This is a genomic window from Nocardioides sp. PD653-B2 (assembly GCF_002117935.1).
In the GTDB taxonomy this organism is placed as follows: domain Bacteria; phylum Actinomycetota; class Actinomycetes; order Propionibacteriales; family Nocardioidaceae; genus Nocardioides.
On record NZ_BDJE01000032.1, the window covers coordinates 61,972 to 85,384 of the forward strand.

The following is a 23,413-nucleotide window of genomic DNA, read 5'->3' on the forward strand; positions in this document are numbered from 1 at the left end:
CCGACGTCATGGCCCGCCTGAGCATCGCACCCGTCCCCGTCCTCGCCGCACCGATGGCCGGCGGCCCGACCACGACCGCGCTCGTGGCCGCGGCGGCCGGCGCCGGCTCGCTGGGCTTCGTGGCGGCCGGCTACCGCACCGCGGAGCAGCTGGCCGCAGACATCGCCGCCGTGCGGCGGGAGACCGCCGTGTTCGGGGTGAACCTGTTCGTCCCGGACCGGTCTCCGGTCGACCACCAGGCCGTGCTCGCCTACCGCGACCGCATCGCGCCGGAGGCCGCGCGGCTCGGCGTCGAGCTGGGCGAGCCCCGGTGGGAGGACGACGACGACTGGGCCGCCAAGGTCGACCTCCTGGCCCGGGACCCGGCTCCGTGGGTGACCTTCACCTTCGGGCTGCCGGACGCGGCCGACCTGGAGCGGCTCCGGCGCGCCGGGTCCCGGCTGCTCGTGACCGTCACCGACGTGCAGGAGGCGCGCGCGGCCGCGCGCCTGGACCCCGACGGCCTCGTCGTCCAGGCGGCCGCCGCGGGTGGGCACCGGGGGACCTTCGACCAGCTCCGCGATCCCGGCGCCGACCCGCTGACCAGCCTGATCGCCGGCGTACGCGCGGCCACGGACCTGCCGGTCGTGGGCGCCGGCGGCCTCGCGACGGCGGCCGACGTCGCCGAGGCGCTGGCGGCCGGGGCCGAGCAGGTCGGCACCGCGCTGCTCCTGGCCGACGAGGCCGGCACCCGCCCGACCCACCGCCGCGCCGTGGCCGACCCGGCCTCCACGACCGTCACCATGCGCGCGTTCACCGGTCGGGTCGCACGCGGGATCCGCAACTCCTTCAGCGACGCGTACGACGCCGGCGCCCCGGTCGGCTACCCGGCGGTGCACCACCTGACCGCGCCGCTGCGGCGCTGGGCCGCCGAGCACGACGACCCCCAGCACCTCCACCTGTGGTCCGGCACCGGACACCGGCACGCACGCCCCGGCCCCGCCGCCGGCCTGATCGCCGCACTGGTCCCCTAGGCGACACGGCCGCGCGGATCTCATAGCCTGCGCCCATGGCCACCTTCACGCTCACCTGCATCGGCGACGACCGGCCGGGCCTCGTGTCCGATCTCTCGGCACCGATCAACGCCCACGGCGCGAGCTGGAAGCGCAGTCAGATGGCGCGGTTGGGGGGCAAGTTCGCCGGGATCCTGCTGCTCGACGTGCCCGACGACCGGGCCGACCCCCTCGTCGTCGACCTGACGGCACTGAAGGACGCCGGCCTGGTCGTGACGCTCGAGCGGACCGACGTGCCGGCCGAGCACCGGTCGCTGCGCCTGAACCTGGAGCTGCTCGGAGCAGATCGCCCCGGCATCGTGGCCGAGATATCCGCCGCGCTCGCCGCCCAGCGCGTGGGCATCGAGGAGCTGAGCACCGACGTCCGGGCGGCGCCGATGTCCGGGGGCCAGCTGTTCGAGGCGCAGGCGGTGCTCGAGGCGCCGCCGTCGACCAGCATGGACGACCTGCGGTCGATGCTCGAAGCGATCGCCGACGAGCTGATGGTGGAGATCAGGCTGTCGGACGCCGAGCATCCCACCGCCCCGTGACGGGCGCCGGCCGCCGCCCCCGACGCGGCCGGATGACCCCCCGTGGCGAGGCGCGGCGGCACGCCGTGCGCCCCGGTTGTGGCGCCGAAGTCCCGAACACACCACCGATGCACTATCGTGGATCCTGTTGAAGGGACGGCTCTGCAAGTCGTCCTGGCCGCACACCATGTCGCGGCTTGTATCTCGTACTCCTGGTTTTCGGTTCGCTGGACATCAGCACAGGTGGATGTCTTCAGCAGCTCGAGGGCACAACGCTCTCGGCACGAAACAAGGGACAAGATCATGGCTCAGGGAACCGTCAAGTGGTTCAACGCCGAAAAGGGCTTCGGCTTCATCGCGCAAGATGGTGGCGGCGAGGACGTGTTCGTCCACTTCTCCGCCATCCAGTCGGGCGGCTACAAGTCGCTCGAGGAGAACCAGAAGGTCGAGTTCGACCTCGCCCAGGGCCCCAAGGGTCCGCAGGCGGAGAACGTCCGCGTCTCCTGATTCACCACGGAGGGCCCCGACCGCACCCGCGGTCGGGGCCCTTCGTGCTTCCGGTCCCGGCGCGTCCACGCTGGCTGCACGCCACCGATCAGGGGGCGACCGCGACCAGAGCCCAGGTGTAGGCGTGGTCGGAGTAGTACTGCGAGGCGCATCCGGGGCTCACCGTGCTGGCCTTCTCCCGCCCGTTGCCCGCGACCCAGAGGTCGTCGCAGTCCGCAAAGGTCTTCTTGGCGGCCGCCCCAGCCATGACCTCGTCCTTGTAGGAGCGGTCCCAGTCGGCCGCGACCAGGTGGTCGCTCTCGACGAACACCTGGTCGATCTTCCTCGCCGGGGTGATCGCAGGCTGGTATGAGCGCTGGACGGTCAGCTGGTTCCACAGCGGGCTCATCGGGCAGGCGCTGAGACCGGCGTCCTCGTCTTGAGGCTCGCAGGTGCTGTCTTCGTTGAAGTCGCCGGCGATGACGTGCGTGGGAGTGGGCATCTCCGCCTGGAGGTCGGCGATCGCCTTGCCCCACTGCCCCTTCTTGTAGGTGCCCCGGCTGAACTTCTTGAACGTCTTGCTCTTCACCATGTGGACGCTGGTGACCACGACCCGGCCGGTGTCGTCCTCCTCGACCAGCCGGTGGGTGGCGGCGTGGTTCCACGCCCACTTCTCCGGGTGGCGCATGTCTGCCTGGTCGTCTCGCAGCGCGAGGTACATGCGCTCGTCCGAGAGTCCGGTCCCGTCCTTCATGGTCGTCGTGTTGATCAGCACCGCACTCTCGCGCCGCAGGCGCACTCCGGAGCTGCCATGCCCGAAGACCGAGCTCTCCCCCGCTGCGGGCGCCACCGCGACCCGGAACGCTGTCGAGCCGGCGTCTCCGTAGAGGTACTCGCTGATCAGGTCGGCCGCGGTGTCGGCGGACTCCGCGTTCACCTCCTGGAGCAGGATGACGTCGGGCATGTACTGACCCCCGGCGGCCAGCTGCGCCTCGAGGCGCCGGGCGAAGTTCCCGATCTCCCGCTGCTCGGCGTTGTCCCCGGCGTTGAATGTCTCTGCCAGGTTGATCGAGACGATCATGACCTGGTCGTCCGGCGAGGTATCGAGTGGTGGGGTGCCGGCGACAGCCGACTGGACAGGAGGTGCCGTTGCGGCACCGATGGCGGCGAGGAGGGCGGCGGCACCCAACGTGGCTGTGACAGCTCTACGACGACTCAACGTGGCTCCCGAGATCGCGTCGCGCGATCGGCGGCTCCCAACGCGCACGAGCTTCCGACGGTAGCCGCAAGCGTCGGCGAAGACCATGCCAAGACGACCTTGACGACGTGGCTACGAGGGACACGGCGACGACGACAGCGTGCCGAACGCACTGGCGACGAGTGCCGGGAGCTCCGAACCCGGCCCCCGCACCCAGCGCGCGATCGCCGTTCGGAACATGGCGATGCCGACCGCCGCCAGGGTCTCGGCCGTGTCGCGGTCGACCCCGGGGCGGTCGGCGAGCGCGGCCGCCAGGGTGCGCTCCCACGAGACGAAGGTGTCGAAGAGCCGGCCGCGGAGGACCGGGGACGACTCGGCGGCGCGCTGACGGAGCTCGACGCGCGCCCGGTCGTCCTGGAAGCCGACGGCCAGCGCCACCACGGCTTGCCGTACGACGTCCTGCACGGAGAGGTCGGGGTCGAGGTCGAGGTCGCGGACCGTGTCACGCAGCATCGCCTGCCGCGCCGCGCGTCCCATGTCGAGGACCTCGTCCTTGGTCGCGAAGTAGCGGAAGAACGTGCGCGGCGACACTCCGGCATCCGCGGCGATCGCGTCGACCGACGTCTGGTCGAAGCCGTCGCGGGCGAACCGCTTCAGCGCGGCGTCCTCGAGGGCCTGCCGCGTCGTCTGCTTGTGCTGCTCGCGCAGCCCGACCCCCACGATGCCCTCAGTCACTGTTGACGGCCGCCGACAGCTCCGTGGCCGCCTCCGGCCTGGCACCTGGCCGGCCGCTGCGGAGCTCGACCTCGTGCAGGGTGCCGGTGAACGCGAACGGCGGGCGGTAGTCATGGCTGACGGCGATCCCCCGGTCCCGGCCGACGAGCAGGCCCGCACCCGCGGTGGAGAGGTTCGGGAAGAACATCAGGCCCGGCAGCGGGGCCTCGGCGACGTCCGCTCCGTCGACACCGAGCACGACCCGCGCCGCCCGGCCCGGCTCGTAGCGCAGCTCGAGCACATGCTCACCGGGGGGTACGACGGACTCGCCCGCGACCCGCACCGGGTGGTCGAGCAGCGCGAACGTCGCCACCGGCCGCCCCTCGAGCAGGTAGCACGCCCAGCCGCCGTGCCGGTCGCCCAGCGCCGCGACGATCCCGGACGCGCCGCCCTCGGGCACCGAGACCCGGGCGGTCAGCACGAAGCCACCCATCTGGGTCGGGAGCTGGCTGTCCTGAACCGGGCCGCCGCCGGGGCGGTAGGTCGCGCTCGTCGGCGGGGGGAACTCGCCGGGGTGCAGGTGGGCCATCGACTCCGGGAACTCGAAGAGCGGCAGCACGTTGTTGCGGCCGGCCTCGGCCCACCAGAGCGCCTCCATGCGGCGCACGACGTCCGGGTGGGCGTCGGCGACGTCGTCGTGCTCCGAGAAGTCGTCGGTGAGCCGGAAGAGCGACCAGCGGTCCGTGTCGAAGTCGACGCTGCCGACCAGGTTGGCCCGCTCGTCGAACTGGTTGGCCACGTGGTCGGTGACCGCCTTCCAGCCGTCGTGGTAGATGCCGCGCGAGCCCATCATCTCGAAGTACTGCAGCGTCCGGTGCTCGGCGGCCGCGGGGTCCGCGAAGCCGGCGAGCATCGACGCGCCGTCCACGGGCTGCTGCGGCACGCCGCCCACCGTCTCCGGCAGCTCGATGCCGGCGGCGTCGAGCACCGTCGTGTAGAGGTCGGTCGCGTGGCAGAACTGGGGTCGTACGGCGCCGGGCTCGGCCAGCCGCTGCGGCCACCGGACGATCAGCGGCGTCCGCACCCCGCCGAGCCAGGCGTACCTCTTCCAGAGCCGCAGTGGCGCGTTGCCCGCCCAGGCCCAGCCGTACGGGTAGTGGTTGTTGGCCTCCGGTCCACCGATCTCGTCGATGTGCTGGAGGGCGTCCTCGGGCGTCTCGGTGAAGCCGAGCCAGCCGGCGGCCTCGTTGAGCGTGCCGGTCGGCCCGCCCTCGGCGCTGGCGCCGTTGTCGGACAGGATCATCAGGAGCGTGTCGTCGGCGACACCCAGCGCATCGAGGTGCTCGAAGAGCCGGCCGAGGTGGTGGTCGGTGTGGGTGACGAACCCCGCGAACACCTCCATGTAGCGGGCGAAGAGGCGCCGCTCGTCGGCCGACAGCGTGTCCCACTCCGGCACCCACGGCGGCCGCTCGGTCAGCGCGGTGTCCGGCGGGACGATGCCCTCGGCCACCTGCCGGTCGAAGGCGCGCTGCCGCCACGCCTCCCAGCCGTCGTCGAACCGGCCGCGGTAGGGCGCGACCCACTCATCGGTGACCTGGTGCGGGGCGTGCGCGGCGCCGGTGGCGAGGTAGCAGAAGAACGGCTTGCGCGACTCCGCCTGCTGCTGGTCCTGGATCATCCGGATCGCCTGGTCGACCAGGTCCTCGGTCAGGTGGTAGCCCTGCTCGGGCGTGCGCGGCGGCTCGATGTGGGTGTTGTCGCGCACCAGCTCGGGAGCCCACTGACTGGTCTCGGCGCCGAGGAAGCCGTAGTAGCGCTCGAAGCCCTTGCCCAGCGGCCAGCGGTCGAACGGCCCGGCGGCGGAGTACTCGGTCTTCGGGGTCAGGTGCCACTTGCCCACGGCCATCGTGTTGTAGCCGTGGTCGCGCAGCACCTGCGCCAGCGTCGCGGCCGAGGCCGGGATCCGGCCGTGGTAGCCGGGGAACCCGAGCGCGGCCTCCTGGGTGACGCCCATCCCGACCGCGTGGTGGTTGCGCCCCGTGAGCAGTGCCGCCCGGGTCGAGGAGCAGACCGACGTGACGTGGAAGCGGTTGTAGCGCAGCCCGGCGGCGGCCATGCGGTCGATGTTCGGGGTGTCGATGCCGGCGCCGAAGCAGCCGAGCTGGGCGAACCCGACGTCGTCGAGCACCACCATGACGACGTTCGGGGCGTCGGGGTCCGCCTGCGGGTAGCCGACGAAGCGGGGCTCGGAGCCGGCCACGCGACTGGTGATCTGCTGGGTCTGCACGACGTCGATTCTGGCAGTCAACTGCCACTTTCCGGAAGGCCGGCCGTGAGGCAGGATGGCCCGCATGGCCGACCCCAGCACCCGCCGGAGCCCCGAGTCCAACGCGCCCGCGGAGCCGACCGCCTACCCGCCGGCCCCGTGGGCGATGGTCGGGCAGCTGTGGCTCTCCCTCTTCAAGCTCCGTGAGCCGGTCGACGAGCTGCGGCCCGCCGGCATCTACGGCGCGGCGTTCGTGAGCTACGAGCCCGGCAGCCCGCTGACCTACTCCGAGCTGCTGGTGGCCCGCCTCGCCGACACCGACGAGCACGGCCGCCGGGTCAGCATCACCGACATCTGGGTCGACTCCCCCGCGTCCGTGGCCGGCGGCCGCGAGCTCTGGGCGATCCCCAAGGGCCTCTGCGACTTCGAGCTCGACACCAGCCACCGCGGCCCGCTCGCCACGACCGACTGGTCGGCGAGCTTCGGGCGCCGCCCGATCGCGAGCGCCCACTTCACCGACCTCTCGGCCGCGATGCTGCGGATCCCCTTCACGGGCGGCACCTGGCAGCCCGGCATCGAGGACACGAACGGCGAGGAGCGCACCGCGACCCTCCGGGGCTCCTCGAAGGCGCTCCCCTGCCGCGGCCGGTGGGACTTCGCGTCCGACGGCCCCCTCGGCTGGATGCGCGGCGCCCGCCAGCTCGCGTCGTTGCGCCAGGCCGACTTCCGGATGTCCTTCGGCTGAGCCGGTGGTCGACCGGACTCGTGCCGCAGGACTAGCCGAGCCCGGGGCGCTCGGGCGGGTGCTCGGCCGCCGCCTTGCGGGCCGAGTCACGGATCTCGTAGACCTCGGTCGCGAAGCCACCGATCGCCGACGCGACGTCCCTCACCGCGCCCGTGATGATCGTGGTGACCTGTCCGACCGTCGACGTGGCCGCCTCGACCGTGCCCTGGACGGCGTCCTTGCGGATCTCCGACTTGCTCAGGTGGTCGCTCATGCCACCAGTGTCGTCGCGGACCGCACCGACCACAACGTGTTCCCACCCACGGCACTAACCTGAAAGCATGGCGGAGCCGACGTCGCGCGTGGAGCGCAAGGAGCGGACCCGCCGCGCCATCCTCGACGCCGCCCTCGAGCTCTCCGACGAGAGCACCCTGGCCGCCCTCTCGCTGCGCCAGGTGGCCAAGGAGGTCGGCATCGTGCCGACCGCGTTCTACCGTCACTTCGACTCCATCGAGGCGCTCGGGCTGGCACTCGTCGACGAGTCGTTCGTGTCGCTGCGCACGATGCTGCGCGAGATCCGTCGCGGTGACCCGGCCTTCGCCGACATCGTGGACTCGTCGATCGCGATCCTGGTCGACCACGTGCACCAGCAGCGGGCGCACTTCCTCTTCATCGCCCGCGAGCGCGCGGCCGGCCCGCCCGCCGTACGCGAGGCCATCCGGCACCAGATCGAGCTGTTCGAGCGCGAGCTGGCCACCGACCTCACCCGGCTGCCCGGCACCGACACGTGGTCCCGCGAGGACCTGCGGGTGCTGTCGAACCTGATCGTCACCGCGATGGTGGCGACCGCCGAGGCGATCCTCCAGGTCGCCGGCCGCCCCGACGCCGAGAAGGAGCTCGTCGTGCGTGCCCAGACCCAGCTCCGGATGGTGCTCGTCGGCGCGCTGAACTGGACGTCGAAGCCCTAGCCGGCGGGACGCACCGTCAGATCGGGGATGGTGGCGTCCGGCGGCAGGTCGAGGACGTGCAGGATCGCGTCGGCGATGGTCTCGGGGCGGATCCAGTCGCTCGCGTCGTAGCCCTTGCCCTCCTGCCGGCGCACCTTCTCCTGCATCGGCGTGGCGGTCCGACCGGGGTAGACCGTGCTGACCCGCACCCCGGTGCCGGACTCCTCGCCGCGCAGCGCGTCGGCGAGTGCACGCAGGCCGTGCTTGGAGGCGGCGTACGCCGACCAGCCCGGGTGGGCGACCAGGCCGGCGCCGGAGTTGACGAAGACGACCGTCCCGCGAGCCAGGCGCACTGCGGGCAGCGCGGCCCGCGTCAGCGCGGCCGGCGCGACCAGGTTCACCGTGAGCTGCTCGGCCCAGGCCGAGGTGGAGAGGTCGGCCACGGGCCCGAGGTCGACGACGCCGGCGGCGTGCACGACCGAGTCGAGCCGGTCCGGGAGATCGAGCCCCTCGATCGAGTCGGGATCGGCCAGGTCGGCGACCAGCACGGTCGCGCCCGGCAGGTCCTCGCGCAGCTCGTGGGCCCGCTCGGTGGAGCGGGCGAGCAGGACCAGGTCGTCACCGCGCTCGAGCAGCCGCTCGGCGAGCGCGAACCCGATGCCGGACCCCGCACCGGTGACCAGGTGCGTCGTCACCGGGTGAACACGATCTTGCCGAACTGCTCGCCACCCAGCATCGCCGCGAAGCCCTCCCGGGCGTCGGTCATCGGGATGCTCCGGTCGATCAGCGGCCGGGCTCCGGAGGCGTCGAGCAGCGACACCAGCGAGGCCAGCTCGTCGCGGGTGCCCATGGTCGAACCGATGACGCTCAGCTGGAGGAAGAAGATCCGGGTCAGCTCGGCGTCGTCGAGGTCGGGGCCCGACGTCGTACCCGAGGTGACGATGCGGCCGCCCGGGCGCAGCGCCCGGATCGAGTGCGACCAGGTGGCCTTGCCGACGGTCTCCATGACCGCGTCGACCTTCATCGGCAGCCGGGCGCCGGACTCGAAGACGTCGTGCGCGCCGATCTCCAGCGCGCGTGCCCGCTTCGCCTCGTCGCGGCTGGTCGCGAGCACCCGCAACCCGGCCGCGCGGGCCAGCATGATCACGGCCGTCGCGACCCCGCCGCCCGCGCCCTGCACCAGCACGGTCTCGCCGGCTTTGAGCTCGCCGCGGGTGAAGAGCATCCGGTACGCGGTCAGCCAGGCGGTCGGCAGGCAGGCCGCCTCCTCGAACGACAGCGAGGCGGGCTTCGGCACGACGTTGCGACGCGGTACGGCGACCTTGTCGGCGAACGTGCCCTGGTAGCGCTCGGACAGCAGCGACCGCTTCGGGTCGAAGGTCTCGTCACCGCTCCACGACGGGTCGCTGATCACCGCGTGCACGACGACCTCGTTGCCGTCCTCGTCGTACCCCGCCGCGTCGCAGCCCAGGATCATCGGCAGCGCCTCCTCGCGCAGGCCGACGCCGCGCAGCGAGAACAGGTCGTGGTGGTTGAGCGACGCGGCCTTCACGGTGACCGTGGTCCAGCCGTCGGGGACCTCCGGGTCGAGCCGCTCCCCCACCTGGAGGGCGGAGAGCGGGTCGGACTTCGAGAACTGGTCGGCGTAGACGGCGAACATGTCCTCGAACCTACCGGTGGCCTCGAGATGGTTCCTGAGGAGGTTGCTCTGCAACCGTCTCGAAGGACAGGCGCGGAGCGCCTTCCTCGACCACCGTCACCGGCGCGCCACACCGTCCCTGCGGGCGGCCGCGGCGACCGCTGTCGAGACGGCCGGGCCGACCCGCGGGTCGAACGGCGACGGGATGACGTAGTCCTCCGAGAGCGAGTCGCCGACCAGGCCGGCGATGGCCTCGGCGGCCGCGAGCTTCATGCCCTCGGTGATCGACGTGGCGTGGGCGTCGAACGCACCGCGGAAGATGCCGGGGAACGCCAGCACGTTGTTGATCTGGTTCGGGAAGTCCGAGCGGCCCGTGGCGACCACGCGAGCGTGCCGGTGGGCGACGTCCGGGTGCACCTCGGGGTGGGGGTTGGCCATGGCGAAGATGATCGCGTCGGGAGCCATCCGCGCAACGTCCTCCTCCGGCACCGTGCCACCCGAGACACCGAGGTAGACGTCGGCGCCGTCGAGCGCCTCGCCCAGGGTCCCGGTGCGCCCGGTCTTGTCCGCCGTCAGCTCGGCCAGCTCCCGCTTGACCGGGGTCAGGTCGGTGCGGCCCGAGTGCACGATGCCCTTGCGGTCGGTGACCGCGAGGTCCGCGATCCCGGCCTCGAGCAGGATCTTGGCGATCGCGACACCGGCCGCACCTGCGCCCGAGATCACGACCCGGGTCGTGGCGGCGTCTCGTCCCGTCAGCACGAGCGCGTTCTTCAGTGCCGCGAGCGCCACCACGGCGGTGCCGTGCTGGTCGTCGTGGAAGACCGGGATGTCGAGCATCGCCTTGAGCCGGTCCTCGATCTCGAAGCAGCGCGGCGCGGAGATGTCCTCGAGGTTGATGCCGCCGAAGCTCGGGGCGAGCCGCGCCACCGTCTCGATGATCTCCTCGACGTCGGTGGTGTCCAGGCAGATCGGCACGGCGTCGACGCCCCCGAACTGCTTGAACAGCACGGCCTTGCCCTCCATCACCGGCATGGCGGCGGCCGGCCCGATGTCGCCCAGCCCGAGCACGGCGGTGCCGTCGGAGACGACGGCGACGACGTTCGGCACCCACGTGTAGTGCTGGGTCATCGACGGGTCGGCGGCGATCGCCTCGCAGACGCGGGCGACGCCGGGGGTGTAGGCGAGGGAGAGGTCGTCGCGGCCGTCGAGGGCCACCGTCGAGCGCAGCTCCATCTTGCCGCCGACGTGCAGGTCGAACACCGGGTCCCCGGCGAAGGGATGTTCTGCAGCCATGACCAGATCAGCTTTCCAGACGGGAACGTACGGCGGGGGAGGTAGGCCCAGCTCGACGCGCAGGGTGGTGCGCGGAACTCGTCGGGCCTCGGGGGGTCTCCCCGACATTCAGTCTGGCACAGCGTCAGAGCCGTCGAGGCCGGGGCCAGATCCTGGCCAGGGTGACTGCGATCACGTCGACGTCCGGGACCGGCCCGCGGTGCCGCGAGTCGACGCCCTCGTCGGCGTTGTCGCTGAGCAGCCACCACGCCGGCGAGCCGTCGCTCGTCGTACGACGCTCGGTCGCGCGCTTCACCGCGACCGTCCCGTCGGCGAGCCGCGCGACCACGAGGTCACCGGGCGCGACCGGGCGTCGGTAGGAGACGAGGAGCCGGTCACCATCGGCGAGCGTCGGCGCCATCGATCGCCCCCGCACGCGGGCAAACCCCAGTGCCGGTACCCGTTTCTCACCGGGAGACACGCCTCGTGCATCGCCTGACACGCGGAGTAGTCTCGCAGTCAAACGAAGGACAACCGAAGACGAGAGGACCCGCATGTTCGCGCGACTGTTCGCCCCCACCCTCGAGGTTTCCGCCCACTGCGACCTCCCGTGCGGCGTCTACGACCCCGCACAGGCCCGCATCGAGGCAGAGTCGATCAAGGCCATCATCGCGAAGGTCGCTGACAACGACGACGCCGACTTCCGCACCCGGGCGATCCTCATCAAGGAGCAGCGCTCCGAGCTGGTCAAGCACCACCTGTGGGTGCTGTGGACCGACTACTTCAAGCCGCCGCACTTCGAGAAGTACCCGCAGCTGCACACCCTCGTCAACGAGGCGACCAAGCTGGCCGGCGCCTCCGGCACCAAGGGTGAGCTCGACGCCGGCAAGGCCGACGAGCTGCTCGCGAAGATCGACGAGATCGCCGAGATCTTCTGGGAGACCAAGAAGGCTTGAGCGCAGCGAAGGCCTTCTTGCGTCTCGAGCACGCCTGAGCTTGCGAGGGCGTGACCGATCCGAGAAGGCCTGATCTCCCGTGCACCACCACGTCGACCCGCCCGGATCCTCCGGGCGGGTCGATGTCGTCTTCACCACCCCCGCAGCAACGAGTGCGTCGGTCTAGAGGGCTTTCCCGCATGAAGGTTGACGGGATTGGTCACCGGGTAGACCACGCGAGAGCCCGTCCCGGCTAGTGTTCGGGGCACGGCCTCGGCGAACGACTCACCAGCCCCCCAGCAGCCCCAAGGACGGCGACCATGTCATCGATCGGAGCACCGACCGGCCAGACCACCGGCCACGAGGGCCAGCGGGCCGATGTGGAGCTCCGGCTCCCCGCCGACAGTGCCTTCGTATCCGTCCTCCGCACGACCACCGCCGGCCTGGCCGCTCGTCTCGACTTCCCGATCGACGACATCGAGGACCTCCGGATCGCCGTCGGCGAGGCCAGCGCGATGGTGCTGCCCGAGGCTGTCTCGGGCTCGGACCTGAACTGTCGCTTCTACATGAAGCCGGGCGAGCTGACGGTCGCCGTGGGTGTCACGGTCGAGAGCGCGGTCGAGCCCGACTACGACAGCTTCGCGTGGCAGGTCCTGACGACCCTCGCCACGAGCGCCACCGCCGACAACGCGGACGGGACGTTCACGATCAGCCTGTCCATGGAGCCCGGCAATCCCGGCGTCGGAATCTGACCATGTTCGCCTCCTCCCGGGACGACGACCTGGACCCGAGCGGTCTCACCGGCGTCGAGCTCACCCGCCATCGCAGCGCCGACTTCTTCCTCGTCCTCCACGACGAGGGTGCCTCCCAGGCCAGTCGCGACATGGCGCGCGACTCGTTGGTCCACCTGCACCTGCCGCTCGTCGAGCACTGCGCGCGGCGCTTCCGCAACCGCGGCGAGCCGCTCGAGGACCTGGTCCAGGTCGGGACCATCGGCCTGATCAAGTCGATCGACCGGTTCGACTCCGATCGTGGCGTGGAGTTCTCGACGTACGCGACTCCCACGATCATCGGCGAGATCAAGCGCTACTTCCGCGACAAGGGCTGGGCGATCCGGGTGCCTCGGCGGCTCCAGGAGCTGCGGATGCAGATCGGCACGGCCAGCGCCGAGCTCACCCAGAAGCTCGGCCGCTCCCCCACCCCGCGTGAGCTCGCCGAGGTGATCGGCTGCACGGTCGAGGACATCGTCGAGGGGATCGAGTCGAGCAACGCCTACTCCACGCTCTCCCTCGACGCGACGGACGACAGCGACGACAACACGGCGACCATGCTCGACGCCATCGGCATCGACGACGAGGGCCTCGAGCACGTCGAGATCCGCGAGTCGATCAAGCCCCTGCTCGACCGGCTCGAGCCGCGCGAGAAGAAGATCCTGCTGCTGCGCTTCTTCAAGAACATGACGCAGTCCCAGATCGCCGAGGAGATCGGCGTCTCCCAGATGCACGTCTCGCGGCTGCTCAACCGCACCCTCGAGCAGCTGCGGACCTCCCTGGAGGAGTCCTCCCGCTGAGGTCAGTCCTCGGAGTCGTCGGCGAGCGCCTCGAGGCTCGCCGGGTGGAAGAGCCCCGCCAGTACCACGACGGCGACCACCGCGATCGCCACCGCGACCAGCGTCGTGTCACCGCCGCGGAAGCTCCAGGCCACGCCCAGCTGGATCAGCTGCGCGAGCACGATCGGGCTGCGCGCCCAGGAGCGCCGGCGGTCGACCGCCCGGGCGCACGCCACCAGGCCGGCACCGTAGATCGCGAAGAAGACGGAGGTCGTGAGCCCCATCGTCACCCGGCCCGTGCCGATGCTGGCCAGCTCCAGCACGGCGTACGCCAGGAGCAGGAGCCCCTCGACAGCCACGATCGAGGCGGCCACCACGAGCGGCGGCGGGTTGGAGGGGCGGCGTAGCGTCACGAGGGAAGCGTAGAGAGCGACCTGCGGGTGCGCGAAACCGGCGTGACTGCTGTGACGAATAAGACCTCGGCGAGGGGTTGTTTAACGGTCCAATAGTTGCCACGCTGGGGGTGCGCTCGTGAACGCGTTCACTTCGTGGTGCCTCTGAGCACCCGCGGGTCCCGTCTGCATGACCCGCCACCACCTGTTTTCGAAGAAAGAGGGACACCCCAGCCATGGATTGGCGCCACCGCTCTGCCTGCCTCGACGAGGACCCGGAGCTGTTCTTCCCGATCGGCAACACCGGTCCGGCCATCCTCCAGATCGAGGAGGCCAAGCAGGTGTGCCGACGCTGCGAGGTGCGCGAGCAGTGTCTCGCGTGGGCGCTCGAGGCTGGCCAGGACCACGGCGTGTGGGGCGGCCTCAGCGAGGACGAGCGCCGCGCTCTCAAGCGACGCAACGCCCGCTCCCGCGTCCGCACCGCCTGACCTTCTACTCCAACGGGATGTCGAGTGCCGCGCGGGTCCCCGGACCCGACGGCCTCGGTCCCAGCTCGAGCTGACCGCCGAGCTCCGACTCGACCAGGGTCCGCACGATCGACAGGCCCAGGCTGGTCGACGTGTCCAGGTCGAAGCCTTCGGGCAGCCCGCGGCCGTCGTCGTCGACGCTGACGTGCAGTCGTCCCACCAGCCGCTGCACGGTCAGCGTGATCTCACCGGTCACGTCCGCCTGGTCGGCGTCGTACCCGTGCTCGACCGCGTTCTGCAGCACCTCGGTGAGCACCATCGCCAGCGCGGTCGCGGTCTCGGACGGCAGCACGCCGAACGTGCCCACGCGGCGCACCCGCACCCGGCTCCCGAGTGCACTGACCTCGGTGACCATCCGGCCGAGCGGGTCCATGATCGTGTCGAAGTCGACCCGCTCCTCGACCGCCTGACTGAGCGTCTCGTGCACGATCGCGATCGAGCCGACCCGGCGGACGGCCTCCTCGAGCGCGAGCCGCGCCGACTCGTTGTCCATCCGGCGGGCCTGGAGCCGCAGCAGCGCGGCCACGGTCTGGAGGTTGTTCTTCACCCGGTGGTGGATCTCCCGGATCGTCGCGTCCTTGGTGACCAGCTCCCGGTCGCGTCGGCGCAGGTCGGTGACGTCGCGGACCAGGATCAGCGCCCCGATGTGATCGCCCAGCGGGCGCAGCGGGATCGCCCGCACGATCAGGGAGACACCGTCCGTGCCGATCTCGGTGTCGAGGTTCGCGCGGCCGCCCAGGACCGCGCTCAGCGTCTCCTCGTCGGGACGCCGCCGCGGCGGCACCAGGTCGCGGGTCAGCTCGGCCAGCGACAGCCCGGTGAGGTCGCCGGACAGGCCGAGCCGGCGGTAGACCGACAAGGCGTTGGGGCTGGCGTAGACGACCCGGCCGCTCGCGTCGACCCGGAGGAAGCCGTCGCCGACGCGTGGTGAGTCGGCGTGGTCGCTGCGCTGGCCGACCGCCGGGAAGTAGCCGTTGGCGATCATCTGGGTCAGGTCGGCGGCCGTCTGGAGGTAGGACAGCTCGAGCCGGCTCGGTGTGCGGACGCCGAGCAGGTTGGTGTTGCGGGCGACCACGGCGATCACCCGGCCGGCGCGACGCACCGGGATCGTCTCGACCCGCACCGGCACGTCGTCGCGCCACTCCGGGTCGCCCTCACGGACCAGGCGACCCTGCGTGTACGCCGCGTCGATCAGCGGCCGACGACCGACCGGGACGAACGTGCCGATCACGTCGTCGACGTACGCGGTCGGTCCGGTCGTCGGTCGCATCTGGCCGGCCGCCCAGTAGCCCTTGCCCTCCCGGTCGGGGAGCCACAGCACCAGGTCGGCGAAGGAGAGGTCGGCGATGATCTGCCAGTCCGCCTGCAGCAGCTGGACCCAGGCGACGTCGTCGTCGTCGAGGTCCGTGTGGCTGCGCACGAGGTCGGTCAGGGACGGCACGGTGGCCACAGTAGAGCGTGGCCGGCACGTGCAGGGCGCTCGACCCCGGGGTGGACGTCTGGACCGGTTTTGAGAGGATGGCCGCCATGTCGGGGTCGTACTGGAGTCAGGTGCACGCGGACGGTCTCGCGGTGCCTGCGGACCGCCCGCTGGACGACCTCACCGCCGAGCTGACCCGGATGCTCGGGGACCCCGACCCGGCGCTGCGCGACGGCACGGCCTACCCGACGCTGTCGACCTGGATCGACCGCGGCGTGTACGACGACCTGCTGGCGGGCCTCGGCGACGGCATGGCGATGGGGCTCCTGGTCGGACTCGGCGAGCAGGGCACCGACACCGTCTTCCGGCGCAGCCTCTCCGCCCTGGTGCTCGGCGAGTGCATCGCCCGCGACAACCTCCGGCCGCTGCTGCCCGGCGGCAAGATCCTCGAGTGGGGTGACCGGCTCGCGACCTGGCTGCTGCGCGAGCGCGACCTGCGCGGCTACGTGCCCGGCAAGGGCTGGGCGCACGCCGTCGCCCACGGCGCCGACTCCCTGGCAACCCTCGCCGGCTCGCCGCACCTGGCGACCCCCGAGCTGACCGTGCTGCTGGACGTGATCGCCGACCGGCTGCTGCTCCCGGTCGACCGGCTCTTCACCAACGGGGAGCCCGATCGGCTCGCGCTGGCCACGATGAACGTGCTGCGCCGCAACGTCGTCCCACTACGGGTGGTCGAGCCGTGGATCGCCCGGCTCGCCGCCGCCGCGTCGACCCGGTCGTCGTACAGCGACCGCGACCCGCACCTGGTCGGCGGCAACGCCGAGGCGTTCCTCCGCGCGCTCTACCTCCAACTGTCGCTGGGCACCCGCCCGCCGCAGGTGCGCTCCGACCTGCTCCTCGTCGTGGTGGAGGCCCTCCGGGCCACCAACCCGGCCTACCTGCAGGCTACGGGCCAGTAACAGCCCCCACCGCAACGGGCCCTCCGTCAGGGGGGCCACCGCCCAGGAGTGGCCCCCCGTCGCGGAGCCACGCTTCGTCAACGTCGAGCTGCTCGGCGATGTAGCGGAGCATCGCGGGCTTTTGCGCGCTCGCGCTCGCGCCGGCCTCCCAGTTGCGCCACGTCTGCCCTGAGACGCCGACGCGGAGCGCTGCTTCCTTAGCCGAGATGCCCCCGGCGTGAGCTCGCGCGATTGCGAGCCTGATCTCGAACGTGTCGGCGGGTACGCGCCTCTCGCTCTGCGGCTGTGTGGTCATCCCCCCAGCATGCCGCAAGTCCTGTGGGTCTGCCAAAGACTATGGCAGAAAAACAGGCGTGTCTTTTGCCAAACCCCTTGCGCCAGTTTCTTTGTTATGCCAAGGTTCTGGGCATGGCCAACAAGACCAGCACCTACCTCCTCGTGGAGGAGCGCCTGGGCAAGAACCTGAGCCGCTACGTCCTTGCAGGTCGCAGGCAGACCCCCAAGCGGTCGTGGAACGCGATCGCCCGCGAGCTGCACGAGCGGACCCAGGTTGCCGTGACCAGCGAGACGCTCCGCCTCTGGTTCTTCGACATGGACAAGGAGCTCGACCCCGAGCCCGCCGCGAAGAGCGCCTAACCCCGACCCGAAATAGCCGGCGCCCCGGCCACAGCTTGGCAGCAGACCAGGGCGCACGAACTAGGAGACAGCATCCCATGAACGACACCAGCACCACCAGCGCCGCCGAGATCGACACCGCCTCGTCGGTCTCTCGCCGGCACTTCATCGACACCGGCGAGTACCTCACCGTCGACGAGTCCAAGTCGGCATCGGCATGAGCGCCCGGTCCCTGCCCCAGCTGCCGGCCCGACGCCGCCGCGTGCACTGGACCACGATCGACGCCGTCGAGCAGCTCGCCTTCGACACCGGCGCCGAGATCGAGGCCGGCATCGACGACAAGGGCGAGTACGCCGCCGTCGTCACCGCCGAGGGCGTGGAGTACCGCGGCCGACTCGGGGCGTCGTCGTGATCGCCATGACCATCATCGCCCTCGCCACCGGCGCGCTCCTCACGGTCGCGATCGGCGGCAACGCCCAGCCCGCGGCGGAGAACCGGCGTCTGCGGCGCACGGTCGCGCGGCTGTCGTCGCACCCGAGTGAGCGTGCGTCGTGACCGCCCCGCTGTTCTACCGGCTGGCTGAGTTTCAGGCCCGGGTCCTGGGTGAGCCGCTGACCGACCCGCTGCTGGACCCGGCAGATGCCGACGCCCTGAACCCGCTCGACGCCGTGGACCCCGCGTGGGGTCTGCCTGCGTCGGACCCGGCGTTCCCGGCCCGGGTCGTCGAGCGTGCGGCCCGCACGGTGTGCGGCCACTGCGACGACACCGGGCTGGTCGTCACCGACGAGGACGGCGTCACGGGCTACCGGCCGTGCCACCGCTGCCCGTCCGATCGGGGTGCGGCATGAGCACCGAACGCTCCGCCGAGTACCAGCCGAAGAACGGGACCGTCGAGGACGACCTCCGGAGCCGCCTCGCCTGCATCGCTGAGGCGTCGTACTGGGACCGTGGCTACGACGACCGCCTGGCCGCAATTCGGGGCATGTGCGACCTCAGCACGAACGGCCTGACGCCCGAACCGTGGGTCGATCGAGTCGAGACCCCGGCTGAGAGGGACGAACGTCTCCACGCGTGGCTTGCCACCGTCAGTCCCGGCGACATCGTGACCGTGTACCTGAACAGCACCGACACGCTGACGGGCAAGGTCTACGAGGCTCCCGACGCCCGAGGGACCTCTCTCTGCGTCTGGACCACGGTTCTGCGTCACGGCAACGGCTATCCGGGTTCGTCCTTCGAGCCGCTCTCTAGGCCCGCCGGGGGTGAGTCGGATGCGTAGGGCGATCGAGGCTGCCACGTGGTGGCACAACCTCGGGAACGCCTTCGAGAACGTCTGCCGCCAGTTCATCGGCAAGGCACAGAAGGCCGAGCTCTCCACCCACGGCCACGAATGCGGCCACCGCTTCGAGATCACCATCCGCTCGTCGCTGCACGTCAGCGGACCCGACAAGCACACCGACGCCGACTGGTGGAGCGACCAGCGGCCAGTGACGGTCCGGGCACACAACCTCCGGGACGCCCTCTTGATCGCCGCCACATTGCCGCTGTCCGACTGGTTCGAGGATGACGAAGAGCCAGTCTCTAGGCCCGGATCCACGTCAGCGGGTGAGCCGTCATGACCGCCCCGAAGCACGCCCGCGACATCAAGGGCAAGGGCCGCTACTACGGCTCCTGCTCCGACGACTGCCCCTTCGGCGACCGCCTCTTCATCTCCATCACCAACGCCCAAGACGTCGTCAACAAGCCCGCCCTCCCCCCATCGGCCGCGAAGATCACCGCGGCCGCCGCCTGGGACCGGCTCCCGCAGATGGTCGCCACCAGCCGCCAGCCCGTAGACGGCAAGCCCGCCGACGGCGGCAAGCCCTGCGAGAAGCGGCGCGTCGCCGACCGGTGCGGCTCCTGCCGGTTCTGCGTGACCTCCGCCATCAAGGCCGAGTACAAGCAGCAGTGGGAGACCAAGCGCGACCTCGGCACCCGGATCCACAACGCCGCCCACGGGCACGTCCTCGGCGAGCCGGTCGCGTACGACCCCGAGATCGAGCCGTTCCTCAAGCAGTACCTGCTGTTCCTAGACGTCTGGCGCGTCGACCTCGACCGTGACGTCGAGGCCGCCGAGACCACCATCGTCGACTGGGACAACGAGTACGCCGGCACCGGCGACATCTGGCTGCACCTCCCGATCGGCCCAGGCGGTCGCCGCAAGCTCGTGCTGATCGACATCAAGACCAGCGTCGACAAGCCGGCCGACACCGTCTACGCCGACCAGCCGCTGCAGCTCGCGGCACTGCGCTACGCCCCGAAGGCGCTGCTGAACGACGACACCGAGATCGACGTCCCGGAGTTCCACGGCACCGCGATCCTCAACCTCCGCCCGACCTCGCACGCCCTGGTGCCGATCCCCACGGACCGCGACACCCACAAGGCGTTCCTCGGCGCCGCCACGCTGCAGCGCCACTTCCACTCCCAGGACATCAAGGCCTGGGTCCCGCTCGACGCGCCGGCACTGCCCGAGCCCACTCGAAAGGCCTCCTGACCATGCCCATCAAGCCCATCGTCCTGCAGCGCCGCCACGCCGAGCTCGGACGCATCCGCCTCGGCGCGAAGCGCGACGGCTCCGGCGCACCGATGAAGCTCGCATCGTTCCGATTCACCAGCCCCTCCGAGCAGTACATCAAGGACCTCGCCGAGCTCTACGGCGGCGAGGCCCGCCCCTGGGACAACGGCGGCAAGCCCGAGTTCGAGGTCTTCACCGAGGCCTCCACCATCGACGTCATCGCGGTCAAGGGCGGCCTCTCCCAGTGGATGGAAACCTGGTCCGGCGGCGGCTGCGTCCACCGCTGCGACGGCGAGGTCAACACGCTGACCAACCAGGCGTGCAACCCGAACGACCCGGCCCACAAGAACGCGAAGCCGACCACCCGTCTCTCGCTGATGCTGCCCGAGCTCGAGGCGATGGGCGTGTGGCGGATGGAGTCCCACGGTTGGAACGCCGCCGCCGAGATCCCCGCGGTAGCCGAGCTCGCACTGTTCGTCGGTGACCTGGTCCCGGCGGTCCTGCACATGGTGGAGCGCCGGTCGGTGCGTGACGGGAAGACGTCGCGGTTCGTGGTGCCGGTGCTCGACCTGCGGATCGGGGTGGCGCGGCTCAAGGAGATCGTCGCGCAGAAGTCGGGCATGGCTCCGGCCGAGCTCGAGGCCGGGGCTGGCCAGGAGCATCCGGCGCTGCAGTCAGGCGCGCCGGCCGCCGCGGCGAATCCGTTCGCCCCGTTCCTCGAGAAGGTCGCGGCCACCAGGGCGCTCGACGACCTCGCTGGTGTGTGGGACGCCGCGAAGGCCGCGGGTCTGGTCGGTACGACCGCGGCCGACACCGAGCAGGCGCGGGAGTTCGTCGGCGTGTGGAAGGCGCGGGCGCACCAGCTGCGCGAGGCCGAGAAGGCCGCACAGCAGCCGGCGGCCGCTGAACCGGACGGGGATGGTGTCGTCGACGCCGTACTCGTCGAGGACCCCGACGTCATCTGGACCCAGATCCTCGCCGCCGGCGCCGCGAAGGGCCTCGACACGCTCGACGCGGTCTCCGACGACTTCAAGGCCCAGATGGGCGGGCTGCTCCCGGACGACGCGTCCGCGGCCGAGCTGCAGCACTACCTCGGTCTGCTCACCGCGGAGCGTGTCGCATGAGCGCCCGACAGCAGCCGCGCGTCGGCTACTGGCTGACGCCGGCCGGGTGCGCCGCCAGCGGAGGGCACGTCTGGAACGACGACGGCGACCACACCCATCTGCACCGTCTGCGGACTCACCATCGTCGCGGATGGTGCGGCGTGAGTACGACGACGCACGGCCCGGTCACCATCGACGGCGTCACGACCGACCACGTCTGGGGCCCGTTCATGCCCCAGGACCGGACCACCAGCCGCCGGGTGTGCGTGATCCCCGGCTGCGGCGCGGTCGAGCAGCTGGACGTGAGCAAGGCATGAGCGCCCCGACCTGGGACGCGATGCCCCTCAACGTCCTCGACTTCGAGTCCACCGGCGTCGACGCCCTCAACGACCGCGCCGTACAAGCCGCCCTCGTCGAGTTCCGCCCCGGCCGACGCCCCGTCGCCCGCACCTGGCTCGTCGACCCCGGCATCGAGATCCCCGACGGCGCCGCGAACATCCACGGGCTGACCACCGCGCACGTCCGCGAGCACGCCACGCACACGCCCGACCAGATGCTCTTCGAGCTCACCGGCCTCATCGCCTACGGCCTCACCAAGGACATCCCGCTCGCCGCGTTCAACGCCGCCTACGACCTCACCCTCCTCGAGTGCGAGAACGTCCGCCACGGCATCGACACCGTCCGCTCGAGGATGCGCCGCGGGTCGATCTGCCCCGTCGTCGACCCCCACGTCCTCGACAAGAAGTTCAGCCGCCGCAAGGGCTCGCGCAAGCTCGTCGACGTCTGCGCGTTCTACGGCGTGGTCCACACCGGTGCGCACGACGCCGCCGGCGACGCGATCGCCACCGGCCGGCTCATCCCCCGGATCATGGCCTCCGAGGGCGCCAAGAAGGCGAAGGTCCAGCACTACTCGCCGGTGATCCTGCACCAGGCGCAGATCGAGTGGCGCACCGAGCAGATGGACAACCTGCGGAAGTACTTCGACGGCAAGAAGATCGAGCACGACGGGTGCGACCCCGGGTGGCCCATCCAACGCAGGGCCGTCGACGTGCTCTCACCCGCGCGAGGTGCGGCATGACCACGCCGGACCGGTGCGACCGCACCTACAGCCACCGCCCCCACACCTACGTCGACGACACCGGCGCCGACCACCAGTGCAACGGCACCTCCTCAGCGGCCAGCCTGCCCGAGCTGCTCGCAGCCAAGCCCAAGGTCGCCGGCATCGGCCAGGCGGTCCTCGTCGAACTCGAGGTGATGTGCGCATGAGGCTCAACCCGATCCGTCGAGCCCGCGAGCTCGGCCGCCAGGAAGGTCGTGCCGAAGCGGTCGACTTCCTCTACGCCCAGGCCGCGATCCACCGCGACGCCCCTAGCGACCAGAAGCGCCGCGGAGCACTGCACCACGCCGCCGACCGGTTCCGTGATGGACGCGGGGTGGGTCGCCCATGAGCACCCACGACGCCCAGCAGTCCGCCGAAAGTGACTACACCCGCGTGACCGCTGCTGGGTTCGTAGAGCACACCCGGATCGTTGGCGAGAGGCCGATGTTCCACCCGGGCAAGTGTCGGTGGTGCGGCTCCATCTACGACGGCGGTGCCGTCGAGGTCACGGCCCGCTACGCCGACTGCTCGGTCTGGAAGGCCCCGTGCTGCGGCAACAGTGCCGATGACCGACCGCAGGGTTGGGGCGGCTCGTTCTTCCCGCTCAGCCACGCCGAGCGGAAGCAGGTGGGGGTCTGATGGCCGATCACGACGCTCCGCGCTGCTGCGGGAAGTGTGGACGGTGGGGCAACCGAGCCTTCTACTGGGACGCCGAGCAGGAGTGGTGGGTGTGCCGTAACGACCGCGCGTGCCACCGCCGCATCGTCGCTGCCGCTCGACCGATGCCCGCCGTCCGGGACCTACTGGCCTTCTGGGACGCGACCACGAACGGCGTCCTCCTGTCGGCCGCTGGGCAGTTGCGACAGGCCCTCCGCAAGGACGGCCGTCGCGACGTCGCCGAACCAGTCATATGGCCCGCCGAGGGTGGTGACGACCGTGGCTGAGAACGCCGACTATGTGGTGAGGCCGAACGGCTACATCACCCGCCCGCAACTGTGGGCGCTGGACGAGGCGTGCAAGCCGATCCGGACGGCCTTCCCGTCGTTCGGCCCGTACCTCGTCGGCTCGGTACTGGAACGACCTACGTTCCGGGACGTGGACGTGCGGCTGATCCTCAAGGACAAGAAGTACGACCGGCTGACCGACGCTCAGTGGGGACTGCTGGGCTTCATCGTGAGCCGTCACCTTGCCGCCGCGACCGACCTGCCGATCGACTTCCAGGTGCAGCGCCAGACCGAGGCCAGCGCGGCCTACGGCGACAAGTTCCGCAACCCCCTGGGGCTCCGCGAGTCGGGTCGTCAGTGGGTCGGAGATCAGCGACCCGAGCCGCGCAATCGGCCCGGCGCGGCGGGCGGTGAGTCTGATGGCTGAGACCACTCCGACTGGCATCCCGATCGAGGACTGCGCGACCTGCAACCGCCATCACCCGGTCACCCGGAAGCACTGCACGACGTGC

At 71.1% G+C, this 23,413-nt stretch carries 35 protein-coding genes; 25 read left to right on the forward strand and 10 right to left on the reverse strand.

Annotated features, from left to right (window positions below; genetic code table 11):
- Positions 1-8: 8 nt before the first annotated feature.
- From PD653B2_RS14030 to PD653B2_RS14040, 3 genes are all read left to right on the forward strand, one after another.
- Complete coding sequence (locus PD653B2_RS14030; RefSeq protein ID WP_085873009.1) at positions 9-1,013, forward strand: nitronate monooxygenase; 1,005 nt, start codon at positions 9-11, stop codon at positions 1,011-1,013.
- 35 nt (positions 1,014-1,048) lie between these two features.
- Positions 1,049-1,582 carry a glycine cleavage system protein R gene (locus PD653B2_RS14035; RefSeq protein ID WP_085873010.1) on the forward strand — a complete coding sequence of 178 codons (534 nt, stop codon included), beginning with the start codon at positions 1,049-1,051 and terminating at the stop codon, positions 1,580-1,582.
- Positions 1,583-1,864: 282 nt separating this feature from the next.
- The gene (locus tag PD653B2_RS14040; protein ID WP_085873011.1) at positions 1,865-2,068 is read left to right on the forward strand and encodes a cold-shock protein; all 204 of its coding nucleotides are present in this window, start codon (positions 1,865-1,867) and stop codon (positions 2,066-2,068) included.
- Positions 2,069-2,156: 88 nt separating this feature from the next.
- Here the strand turns inward: PD653B2_RS14040 and PD653B2_RS14045 are convergent, their stop codons facing one another.
- From PD653B2_RS14045 to PD653B2_RS14055, 3 genes are all read right to left on the reverse strand, one after another.
- Positions 2,157-3,128, reverse strand: a complete 972-nt coding sequence (locus tag PD653B2_RS14045; RefSeq protein ID WP_085873012.1) for an endonuclease/exonuclease/phosphatase family protein — start codon at positions 3,126-3,128, stop codon at positions 2,157-2,159.
- A 249-nt stretch (positions 3,129-3,377) separates the two neighbouring features.
- Complete coding sequence (locus tag PD653B2_RS14050) at positions 3,378-3,980, reverse strand: TetR family transcriptional regulator (protein WP_165763476.1); 603 nt, start codon at positions 3,978-3,980, stop codon at positions 3,378-3,380.
- Positions 3,973-6,246: an arylsulfatase gene (locus PD653B2_RS14055; RefSeq protein ID WP_242665287.1), complete on the reverse strand. Its 2,274-nt coding sequence runs from the start codon at positions 6,244-6,246 to the stop codon at positions 3,973-3,975. Before PD653B2_RS14055 ends, PD653B2_RS14050 begins: the two co-directional genes overlap by 8 nt.
- A gap of 64 nt (positions 6,247-6,310) precedes the next feature.
- On the opposite strand from PD653B2_RS14055, the gene PD653B2_RS14060 reads away from it, so the two are divergent.
- Entirely contained in the window at positions 6,311-6,970 is a 660-nt protein-coding gene (locus PD653B2_RS14060; RefSeq protein WP_089503973.1) for an acetoacetate decarboxylase family protein, read from the forward strand.
- 31 nt (positions 6,971-7,001) lie between these two features.
- Here PD653B2_RS14060 and PD653B2_RS14065 read toward each other — a convergent pair whose 3' ends face one another.
- Positions 7,002-7,223: a hypothetical protein gene (locus PD653B2_RS14065; RefSeq protein WP_085873100.1), complete on the reverse strand. Its 222-nt coding sequence runs from the start codon at positions 7,221-7,223 to the stop codon at positions 7,002-7,004.
- 67 nt (positions 7,224-7,290) lie between these two features.
- On the opposite strand from PD653B2_RS14065, the gene PD653B2_RS14070 reads away from it, so the two are divergent.
- On the forward strand, positions 7,291-7,917 hold the full coding sequence (locus tag PD653B2_RS14070; protein ID WP_242665288.1) for a TetR family transcriptional regulator: 627 nt from the start codon (positions 7,291-7,293) through the stop codon (positions 7,915-7,917).
- On the opposite strand, the gene PD653B2_RS14075 is transcribed toward PD653B2_RS14070, so the two are convergent.
- The 4 genes from PD653B2_RS14075 to PD653B2_RS14090 form a co-directional block, all read right to left on the reverse strand.
- Complete coding sequence (locus PD653B2_RS14075) at positions 7,914-8,591, reverse strand: SDR family oxidoreductase (protein WP_085873015.1); 678 nt, start codon at positions 8,589-8,591, stop codon at positions 7,914-7,916. The two genes, PD653B2_RS14070 and PD653B2_RS14075, sit on opposite strands and share 4 nt — an antisense overlap.
- Entirely contained in the window at positions 8,588-9,556 is a 969-nt protein-coding gene (locus PD653B2_RS14080) for a zinc-binding dehydrogenase (protein ID WP_085873102.1), read from the reverse strand. The genes PD653B2_RS14075 and PD653B2_RS14080 overlap by 4 nt, the downstream gene beginning before the upstream one ends.
- 96 nt (positions 9,557-9,652) lie before the next feature.
- On the reverse strand, positions 9,653-10,828 hold the full coding sequence (locus PD653B2_RS14085; protein ID WP_085873016.1) for an NAD(P)-dependent malic enzyme: 1,176 nt from the start codon (positions 10,826-10,828) through the stop codon (positions 9,653-9,655).
- A gap of 124 nt (positions 10,829-10,952) precedes the next feature.
- Positions 10,953-11,228, reverse strand: a complete 276-nt coding sequence (locus PD653B2_RS14090) for a S24/S26 family peptidase (RefSeq protein WP_242665289.1) — start codon at positions 11,226-11,228, stop codon at positions 10,953-10,955.
- A gap of 133 nt (positions 11,229-11,361) precedes the next feature.
- Here PD653B2_RS14090 and sodN point away from each other — a divergent pair, with 133 nt between their 5' ends.
- The 3 genes from sodN (at position 11,362) to PD653B2_RS14105 (ending at position 13,312) form a co-directional block, all read left to right on the forward strand.
- Positions 11,362-11,763 (forward strand): superoxide dismutase, Ni, encoded by a 402-nt coding sequence (gene sodN / locus PD653B2_RS14095; RefSeq protein WP_085873018.1) that lies wholly within the window; start codon positions 11,362-11,364, stop codon positions 11,761-11,763.
- Positions 11,764-12,062: 299 nt separating this feature from the next.
- On the forward strand, positions 12,063-12,494 hold the full coding sequence (locus PD653B2_RS14100) for an anti-sigma factor (RefSeq protein WP_085873019.1): 432 nt from the start codon (positions 12,063-12,065) through the stop codon (positions 12,492-12,494).
- Positions 12,495-12,496: 2 nt separating this feature from the next.
- Entirely contained in the window at positions 12,497-13,312 is an 816-nt protein-coding gene (locus tag PD653B2_RS14105) for an RNA polymerase sigma factor SigF (protein ID WP_085873020.1), read from the forward strand.
- 2 nt (positions 13,313-13,314) lie between these two features.
- Here the strand turns inward: PD653B2_RS14105 and PD653B2_RS14110 are convergent, their stop codons facing one another.
- The gene (locus PD653B2_RS14110; RefSeq protein ID WP_133059076.1) at positions 13,315-13,704 is read right to left on the reverse strand and encodes a hypothetical protein; all 390 of its coding nucleotides are present in this window, start codon (positions 13,702-13,704) and stop codon (positions 13,315-13,317) included.
- Positions 13,705-13,919: 215 nt separating this feature from the next.
- Here PD653B2_RS14110 and PD653B2_RS14115 point away from each other — a divergent pair, with 215 nt between their 5' ends.
- Positions 13,920-14,171 carry a WhiB family transcriptional regulator gene (locus tag PD653B2_RS14115; protein WP_085873022.1) on the forward strand — a complete coding sequence of 84 codons (252 nt, stop codon included), beginning with the start codon at positions 13,920-13,922 and terminating at the stop codon, positions 14,169-14,171.
- 4 nt (positions 14,172-14,175) lie between these two features.
- Here PD653B2_RS14115 and PD653B2_RS14120 read toward each other — a convergent pair whose 3' ends face one another.
- Positions 14,176-15,651, reverse strand: a complete 1,476-nt coding sequence (locus PD653B2_RS14120; RefSeq protein ID WP_085873103.1) for a sensor histidine kinase — start codon at positions 15,649-15,651, stop codon at positions 14,176-14,178.
- An 86-nt stretch (positions 15,652-15,737) separates the two neighbouring features.
- Here PD653B2_RS14120 and PD653B2_RS14125 point away from each other — a divergent pair, with 86 nt between their 5' ends.
- The 16 genes from PD653B2_RS14125 to PD653B2_RS14185 all read left to right on the forward strand — a co-directional run bounded on the left by PD653B2_RS14125 (position 15,738) and on the right by PD653B2_RS14185 (position 23,328).
- A complete protein-coding gene (locus tag PD653B2_RS14125) occupies positions 15,738-16,589 on the forward strand; it encodes a DUF2785 domain-containing protein (RefSeq protein ID WP_085873023.1) in 852 nt (283 codons plus the stop codon).
- A 408-nt stretch (positions 16,590-16,997) separates the two neighbouring features.
- On the forward strand, positions 16,998-17,225 hold the full coding sequence (locus PD653B2_RS14135; RefSeq protein ID WP_085873025.1) for a hypothetical protein: 228 nt from the start codon (positions 16,998-17,000) through the stop codon (positions 17,223-17,225).
- A 77-nt stretch (positions 17,226-17,302) separates the two neighbouring features.
- Positions 17,303-17,425 carry a hypothetical protein gene (locus PD653B2_RS25885; RefSeq protein WP_278247506.1) on the forward strand — a complete coding sequence of 41 codons (123 nt, stop codon included), beginning with the start codon at positions 17,303-17,305 and terminating at the stop codon, positions 17,423-17,425.
- Positions 17,422-17,616, forward strand: a complete 195-nt coding sequence (locus PD653B2_RS14140) for a hypothetical protein (RefSeq protein ID WP_085873026.1) — start codon at positions 17,422-17,424, stop codon at positions 17,614-17,616. The genes PD653B2_RS25885 and PD653B2_RS14140 overlap by 4 nt, the downstream gene beginning before the upstream one ends.
- Positions 17,613-17,759, forward strand: a complete 147-nt coding sequence (locus tag PD653B2_RS24990) for a hypothetical protein (protein WP_165763477.1) — start codon at positions 17,613-17,615, stop codon at positions 17,757-17,759. The genes PD653B2_RS14140 and PD653B2_RS24990 overlap by 4 nt, the downstream gene beginning before the upstream one ends.
- Positions 17,756-18,052, forward strand: a complete 297-nt coding sequence (locus PD653B2_RS14145) for a hypothetical protein (RefSeq protein WP_085873027.1) — start codon at positions 17,756-17,758, stop codon at positions 18,050-18,052. Before PD653B2_RS24990 ends, PD653B2_RS14145 begins: the two co-directional genes overlap by 4 nt.
- Positions 18,049-18,480 (forward strand): hypothetical protein, encoded by a 432-nt coding sequence (locus PD653B2_RS14150; protein WP_085873028.1) that lies wholly within the window; start codon positions 18,049-18,051, stop codon positions 18,478-18,480. The genes PD653B2_RS14145 and PD653B2_RS14150 overlap by 4 nt, the downstream gene beginning before the upstream one ends.
- Entirely contained in the window at positions 18,473-18,820 is a 348-nt protein-coding gene (locus PD653B2_RS14155; RefSeq protein WP_085873029.1) for a hypothetical protein, read from the forward strand. Before PD653B2_RS14150 ends, PD653B2_RS14155 begins: the two co-directional genes overlap by 8 nt.
- On the forward strand, positions 18,817-19,734 hold the full coding sequence (locus PD653B2_RS14160; protein WP_085873030.1) for a hypothetical protein: 918 nt from the start codon (positions 18,817-18,819) through the stop codon (positions 19,732-19,734). Before PD653B2_RS14155 ends, PD653B2_RS14160 begins: the two co-directional genes overlap by 4 nt.
- A 2-nt stretch (positions 19,735-19,736) precedes the next feature.
- Positions 19,737-20,879: a hypothetical protein gene (locus tag PD653B2_RS24995; RefSeq protein WP_165763478.1), complete on the forward strand. Its 1,143-nt coding sequence runs from the start codon at positions 19,737-19,739 to the stop codon at positions 20,877-20,879.
- A complete protein-coding gene (locus PD653B2_RS25000) occupies positions 20,876-21,175 on the forward strand; it encodes a hypothetical protein (RefSeq protein WP_165763479.1) in 300 nt (99 codons plus the stop codon). The genes PD653B2_RS24995 and PD653B2_RS25000 overlap by 4 nt, the downstream gene beginning before the upstream one ends.
- Entirely contained in the window at positions 21,172-21,936 is a 765-nt protein-coding gene (locus PD653B2_RS25005) for an exonuclease domain-containing protein (RefSeq protein ID WP_165763480.1), read from the forward strand. The genes PD653B2_RS25000 and PD653B2_RS25005 overlap by 4 nt, the downstream gene beginning before the upstream one ends.
- Complete coding sequence (locus tag PD653B2_RS14170; protein WP_085873032.1) at positions 21,933-22,124, forward strand: hypothetical protein; 192 nt, start codon at positions 21,933-21,935, stop codon at positions 22,122-22,124. Before PD653B2_RS25005 ends, PD653B2_RS14170 begins: the two co-directional genes overlap by 4 nt.
- Positions 22,121-22,306: a hypothetical protein gene (locus PD653B2_RS14175; RefSeq protein WP_133059108.1), complete on the forward strand. Its 186-nt coding sequence runs from the start codon at positions 22,121-22,123 to the stop codon at positions 22,304-22,306. Before PD653B2_RS14170 ends, PD653B2_RS14175 begins: the two co-directional genes overlap by 4 nt.
- A complete protein-coding gene (locus tag PD653B2_RS14180; protein WP_085873034.1) occupies positions 22,303-22,596 on the forward strand; it encodes a hypothetical protein in 294 nt (97 codons plus the stop codon). The genes PD653B2_RS14175 and PD653B2_RS14180 overlap by 4 nt, the downstream gene beginning before the upstream one ends.
- A gap of 285 nt (positions 22,597-22,881) precedes the next feature.
- Positions 22,882-23,328 carry a hypothetical protein gene (locus PD653B2_RS14185; protein WP_165763481.1) on the forward strand — a complete coding sequence of 149 codons (447 nt, stop codon included), beginning with the start codon at positions 22,882-22,884 and terminating at the stop codon, positions 23,326-23,328.
- Positions 23,329-23,413: the final 85 nt, after the last annotated feature.

What these genes read in the sequence shown, in the direction of transcription:
- PD653B2_RS14030 (WP_085873009.1), top strand. Translation starts at nt 9, where the DNA reads ATGGCCCGCCTGAGCATCGCACCCGTCCCCGTCCTCGCCGCACCGATG.
- PD653B2_RS14035 (WP_085873010.1), top strand. Translation starts at nt 1,049, where the DNA reads ATGGCCACCTTCACGCTCACCTGCATCGGCGACGACCGGCCGGGCCTC.
- PD653B2_RS14040 (WP_085873011.1), top strand. Translation starts at nt 1,865, where the DNA reads ATGGCTCAGGGAACCGTCAAGTGGTTCAACGCCGAAAAGGGCTTCGGC.
- PD653B2_RS14045 (WP_085873012.1), bottom strand. Translation starts at nt 3,128, where the DNA reads ATGATCGTCTCGATCAACCTGGCAGAGACATTCAACGCCGGGGACAAC.
- PD653B2_RS14060 (WP_089503973.1), top strand. Translation starts at nt 6,311, where the DNA reads ATGGCCGACCCCAGCACCCGCCGGAGCCCCGAGTCCAACGCGCCCGCG.
- PD653B2_RS14065 (WP_085873100.1), bottom strand. Translation starts at nt 7,223, where the DNA reads ATGAGCGACCACCTGAGCAAGTCGGAGATCCGCAAGGACGCCGTCCAG.
- PD653B2_RS14070 (WP_242665288.1), top strand. Translation starts at nt 7,291, where the DNA reads ATGGCGGAGCCGACGTCGCGCGTGGAGCGCAAGGAGCGGACCCGCCGC.
- PD653B2_RS14080 (WP_085873102.1), bottom strand. Translation starts at nt 9,556, where the DNA reads ATGTTCGCCGTCTACGCCGACCAGTTCTCGAAGTCCGACCCGCTCTCC.
- PD653B2_RS14085 (WP_085873016.1), bottom strand. Translation starts at nt 10,828, where the DNA reads ATGGCTGCAGAACATCCCTTCGCCGGGGACCCGGTGTTCGACCTGCAC.
- PD653B2_RS14090 (WP_242665289.1), bottom strand. Translation starts at nt 11,228, where the DNA reads ATGGCGCCGACGCTCGCCGATGGTGACCGGCTCCTCGTCTCCTACCGA.
- sodN (WP_085873018.1), top strand. Translation starts at nt 11,362, where the DNA reads ATGTTCGCGCGACTGTTCGCCCCCACCCTCGAGGTTTCCGCCCACTGC.
- PD653B2_RS14100 (WP_085873019.1), top strand. Translation starts at nt 12,063, where the DNA reads ATGTCATCGATCGGAGCACCGACCGGCCAGACCACCGGCCACGAGGGC.
- PD653B2_RS14105 (WP_085873020.1), top strand. Translation starts at nt 12,497, where the DNA reads ATGTTCGCCTCCTCCCGGGACGACGACCTGGACCCGAGCGGTCTCACC.
- PD653B2_RS14115 (WP_085873022.1), top strand. Translation starts at nt 13,920, where the DNA reads ATGGATTGGCGCCACCGCTCTGCCTGCCTCGACGAGGACCCGGAGCTG.
- PD653B2_RS14125 (WP_085873023.1), top strand. Translation starts at nt 15,738, where the DNA reads ATGTCGGGGTCGTACTGGAGTCAGGTGCACGCGGACGGTCTCGCGGTG.
- PD653B2_RS14135 (WP_085873025.1), top strand. Translation starts at nt 16,998, where the DNA reads ATGGCCAACAAGACCAGCACCTACCTCCTCGTGGAGGAGCGCCTGGGC.
- PD653B2_RS25885 (WP_278247506.1), top strand. Translation starts at nt 17,303, where the DNA reads ATGAACGACACCAGCACCACCAGCGCCGCCGAGATCGACACCGCCTCG.
- PD653B2_RS14140 (WP_085873026.1), top strand. Translation starts at nt 17,422, where the DNA reads ATGAGCGCCCGGTCCCTGCCCCAGCTGCCGGCCCGACGCCGCCGCGTG.
- PD653B2_RS14150 (WP_085873028.1), top strand. Translation starts at nt 18,049, where the DNA reads ATGAGCACCGAACGCTCCGCCGAGTACCAGCCGAAGAACGGGACCGTC.
- PD653B2_RS14155 (WP_085873029.1), top strand. Translation starts at nt 18,473, where the DNA reads ATGCGTAGGGCGATCGAGGCTGCCACGTGGTGGCACAACCTCGGGAAC.
- PD653B2_RS14160 (WP_085873030.1), top strand. Translation starts at nt 18,817, where the DNA reads ATGACCGCCCCGAAGCACGCCCGCGACATCAAGGGCAAGGGCCGCTAC.
- PD653B2_RS24995 (WP_165763478.1), top strand. Translation starts at nt 19,737, where the DNA reads ATGCCCATCAAGCCCATCGTCCTGCAGCGCCGCCACGCCGAGCTCGGA.
- PD653B2_RS25000 (WP_165763479.1), top strand. Translation starts at nt 20,876, where the DNA reads ATGAGCGCCCGACAGCAGCCGCGCGTCGGCTACTGGCTGACGCCGGCC.
- PD653B2_RS25005 (WP_165763480.1), top strand. Translation starts at nt 21,172, where the DNA reads ATGAGCGCCCCGACCTGGGACGCGATGCCCCTCAACGTCCTCGACTTC.
- PD653B2_RS14170 (WP_085873032.1), top strand. Translation starts at nt 21,933, where the DNA reads ATGACCACGCCGGACCGGTGCGACCGCACCTACAGCCACCGCCCCCAC.
- PD653B2_RS14175 (WP_133059108.1), top strand. Translation starts at nt 22,121, where the DNA reads ATGAGGCTCAACCCGATCCGTCGAGCCCGCGAGCTCGGCCGCCAGGAA.
- PD653B2_RS14180 (WP_085873034.1), top strand. Translation starts at nt 22,303, where the DNA reads ATGAGCACCCACGACGCCCAGCAGTCCGCCGAAAGTGACTACACCCGC.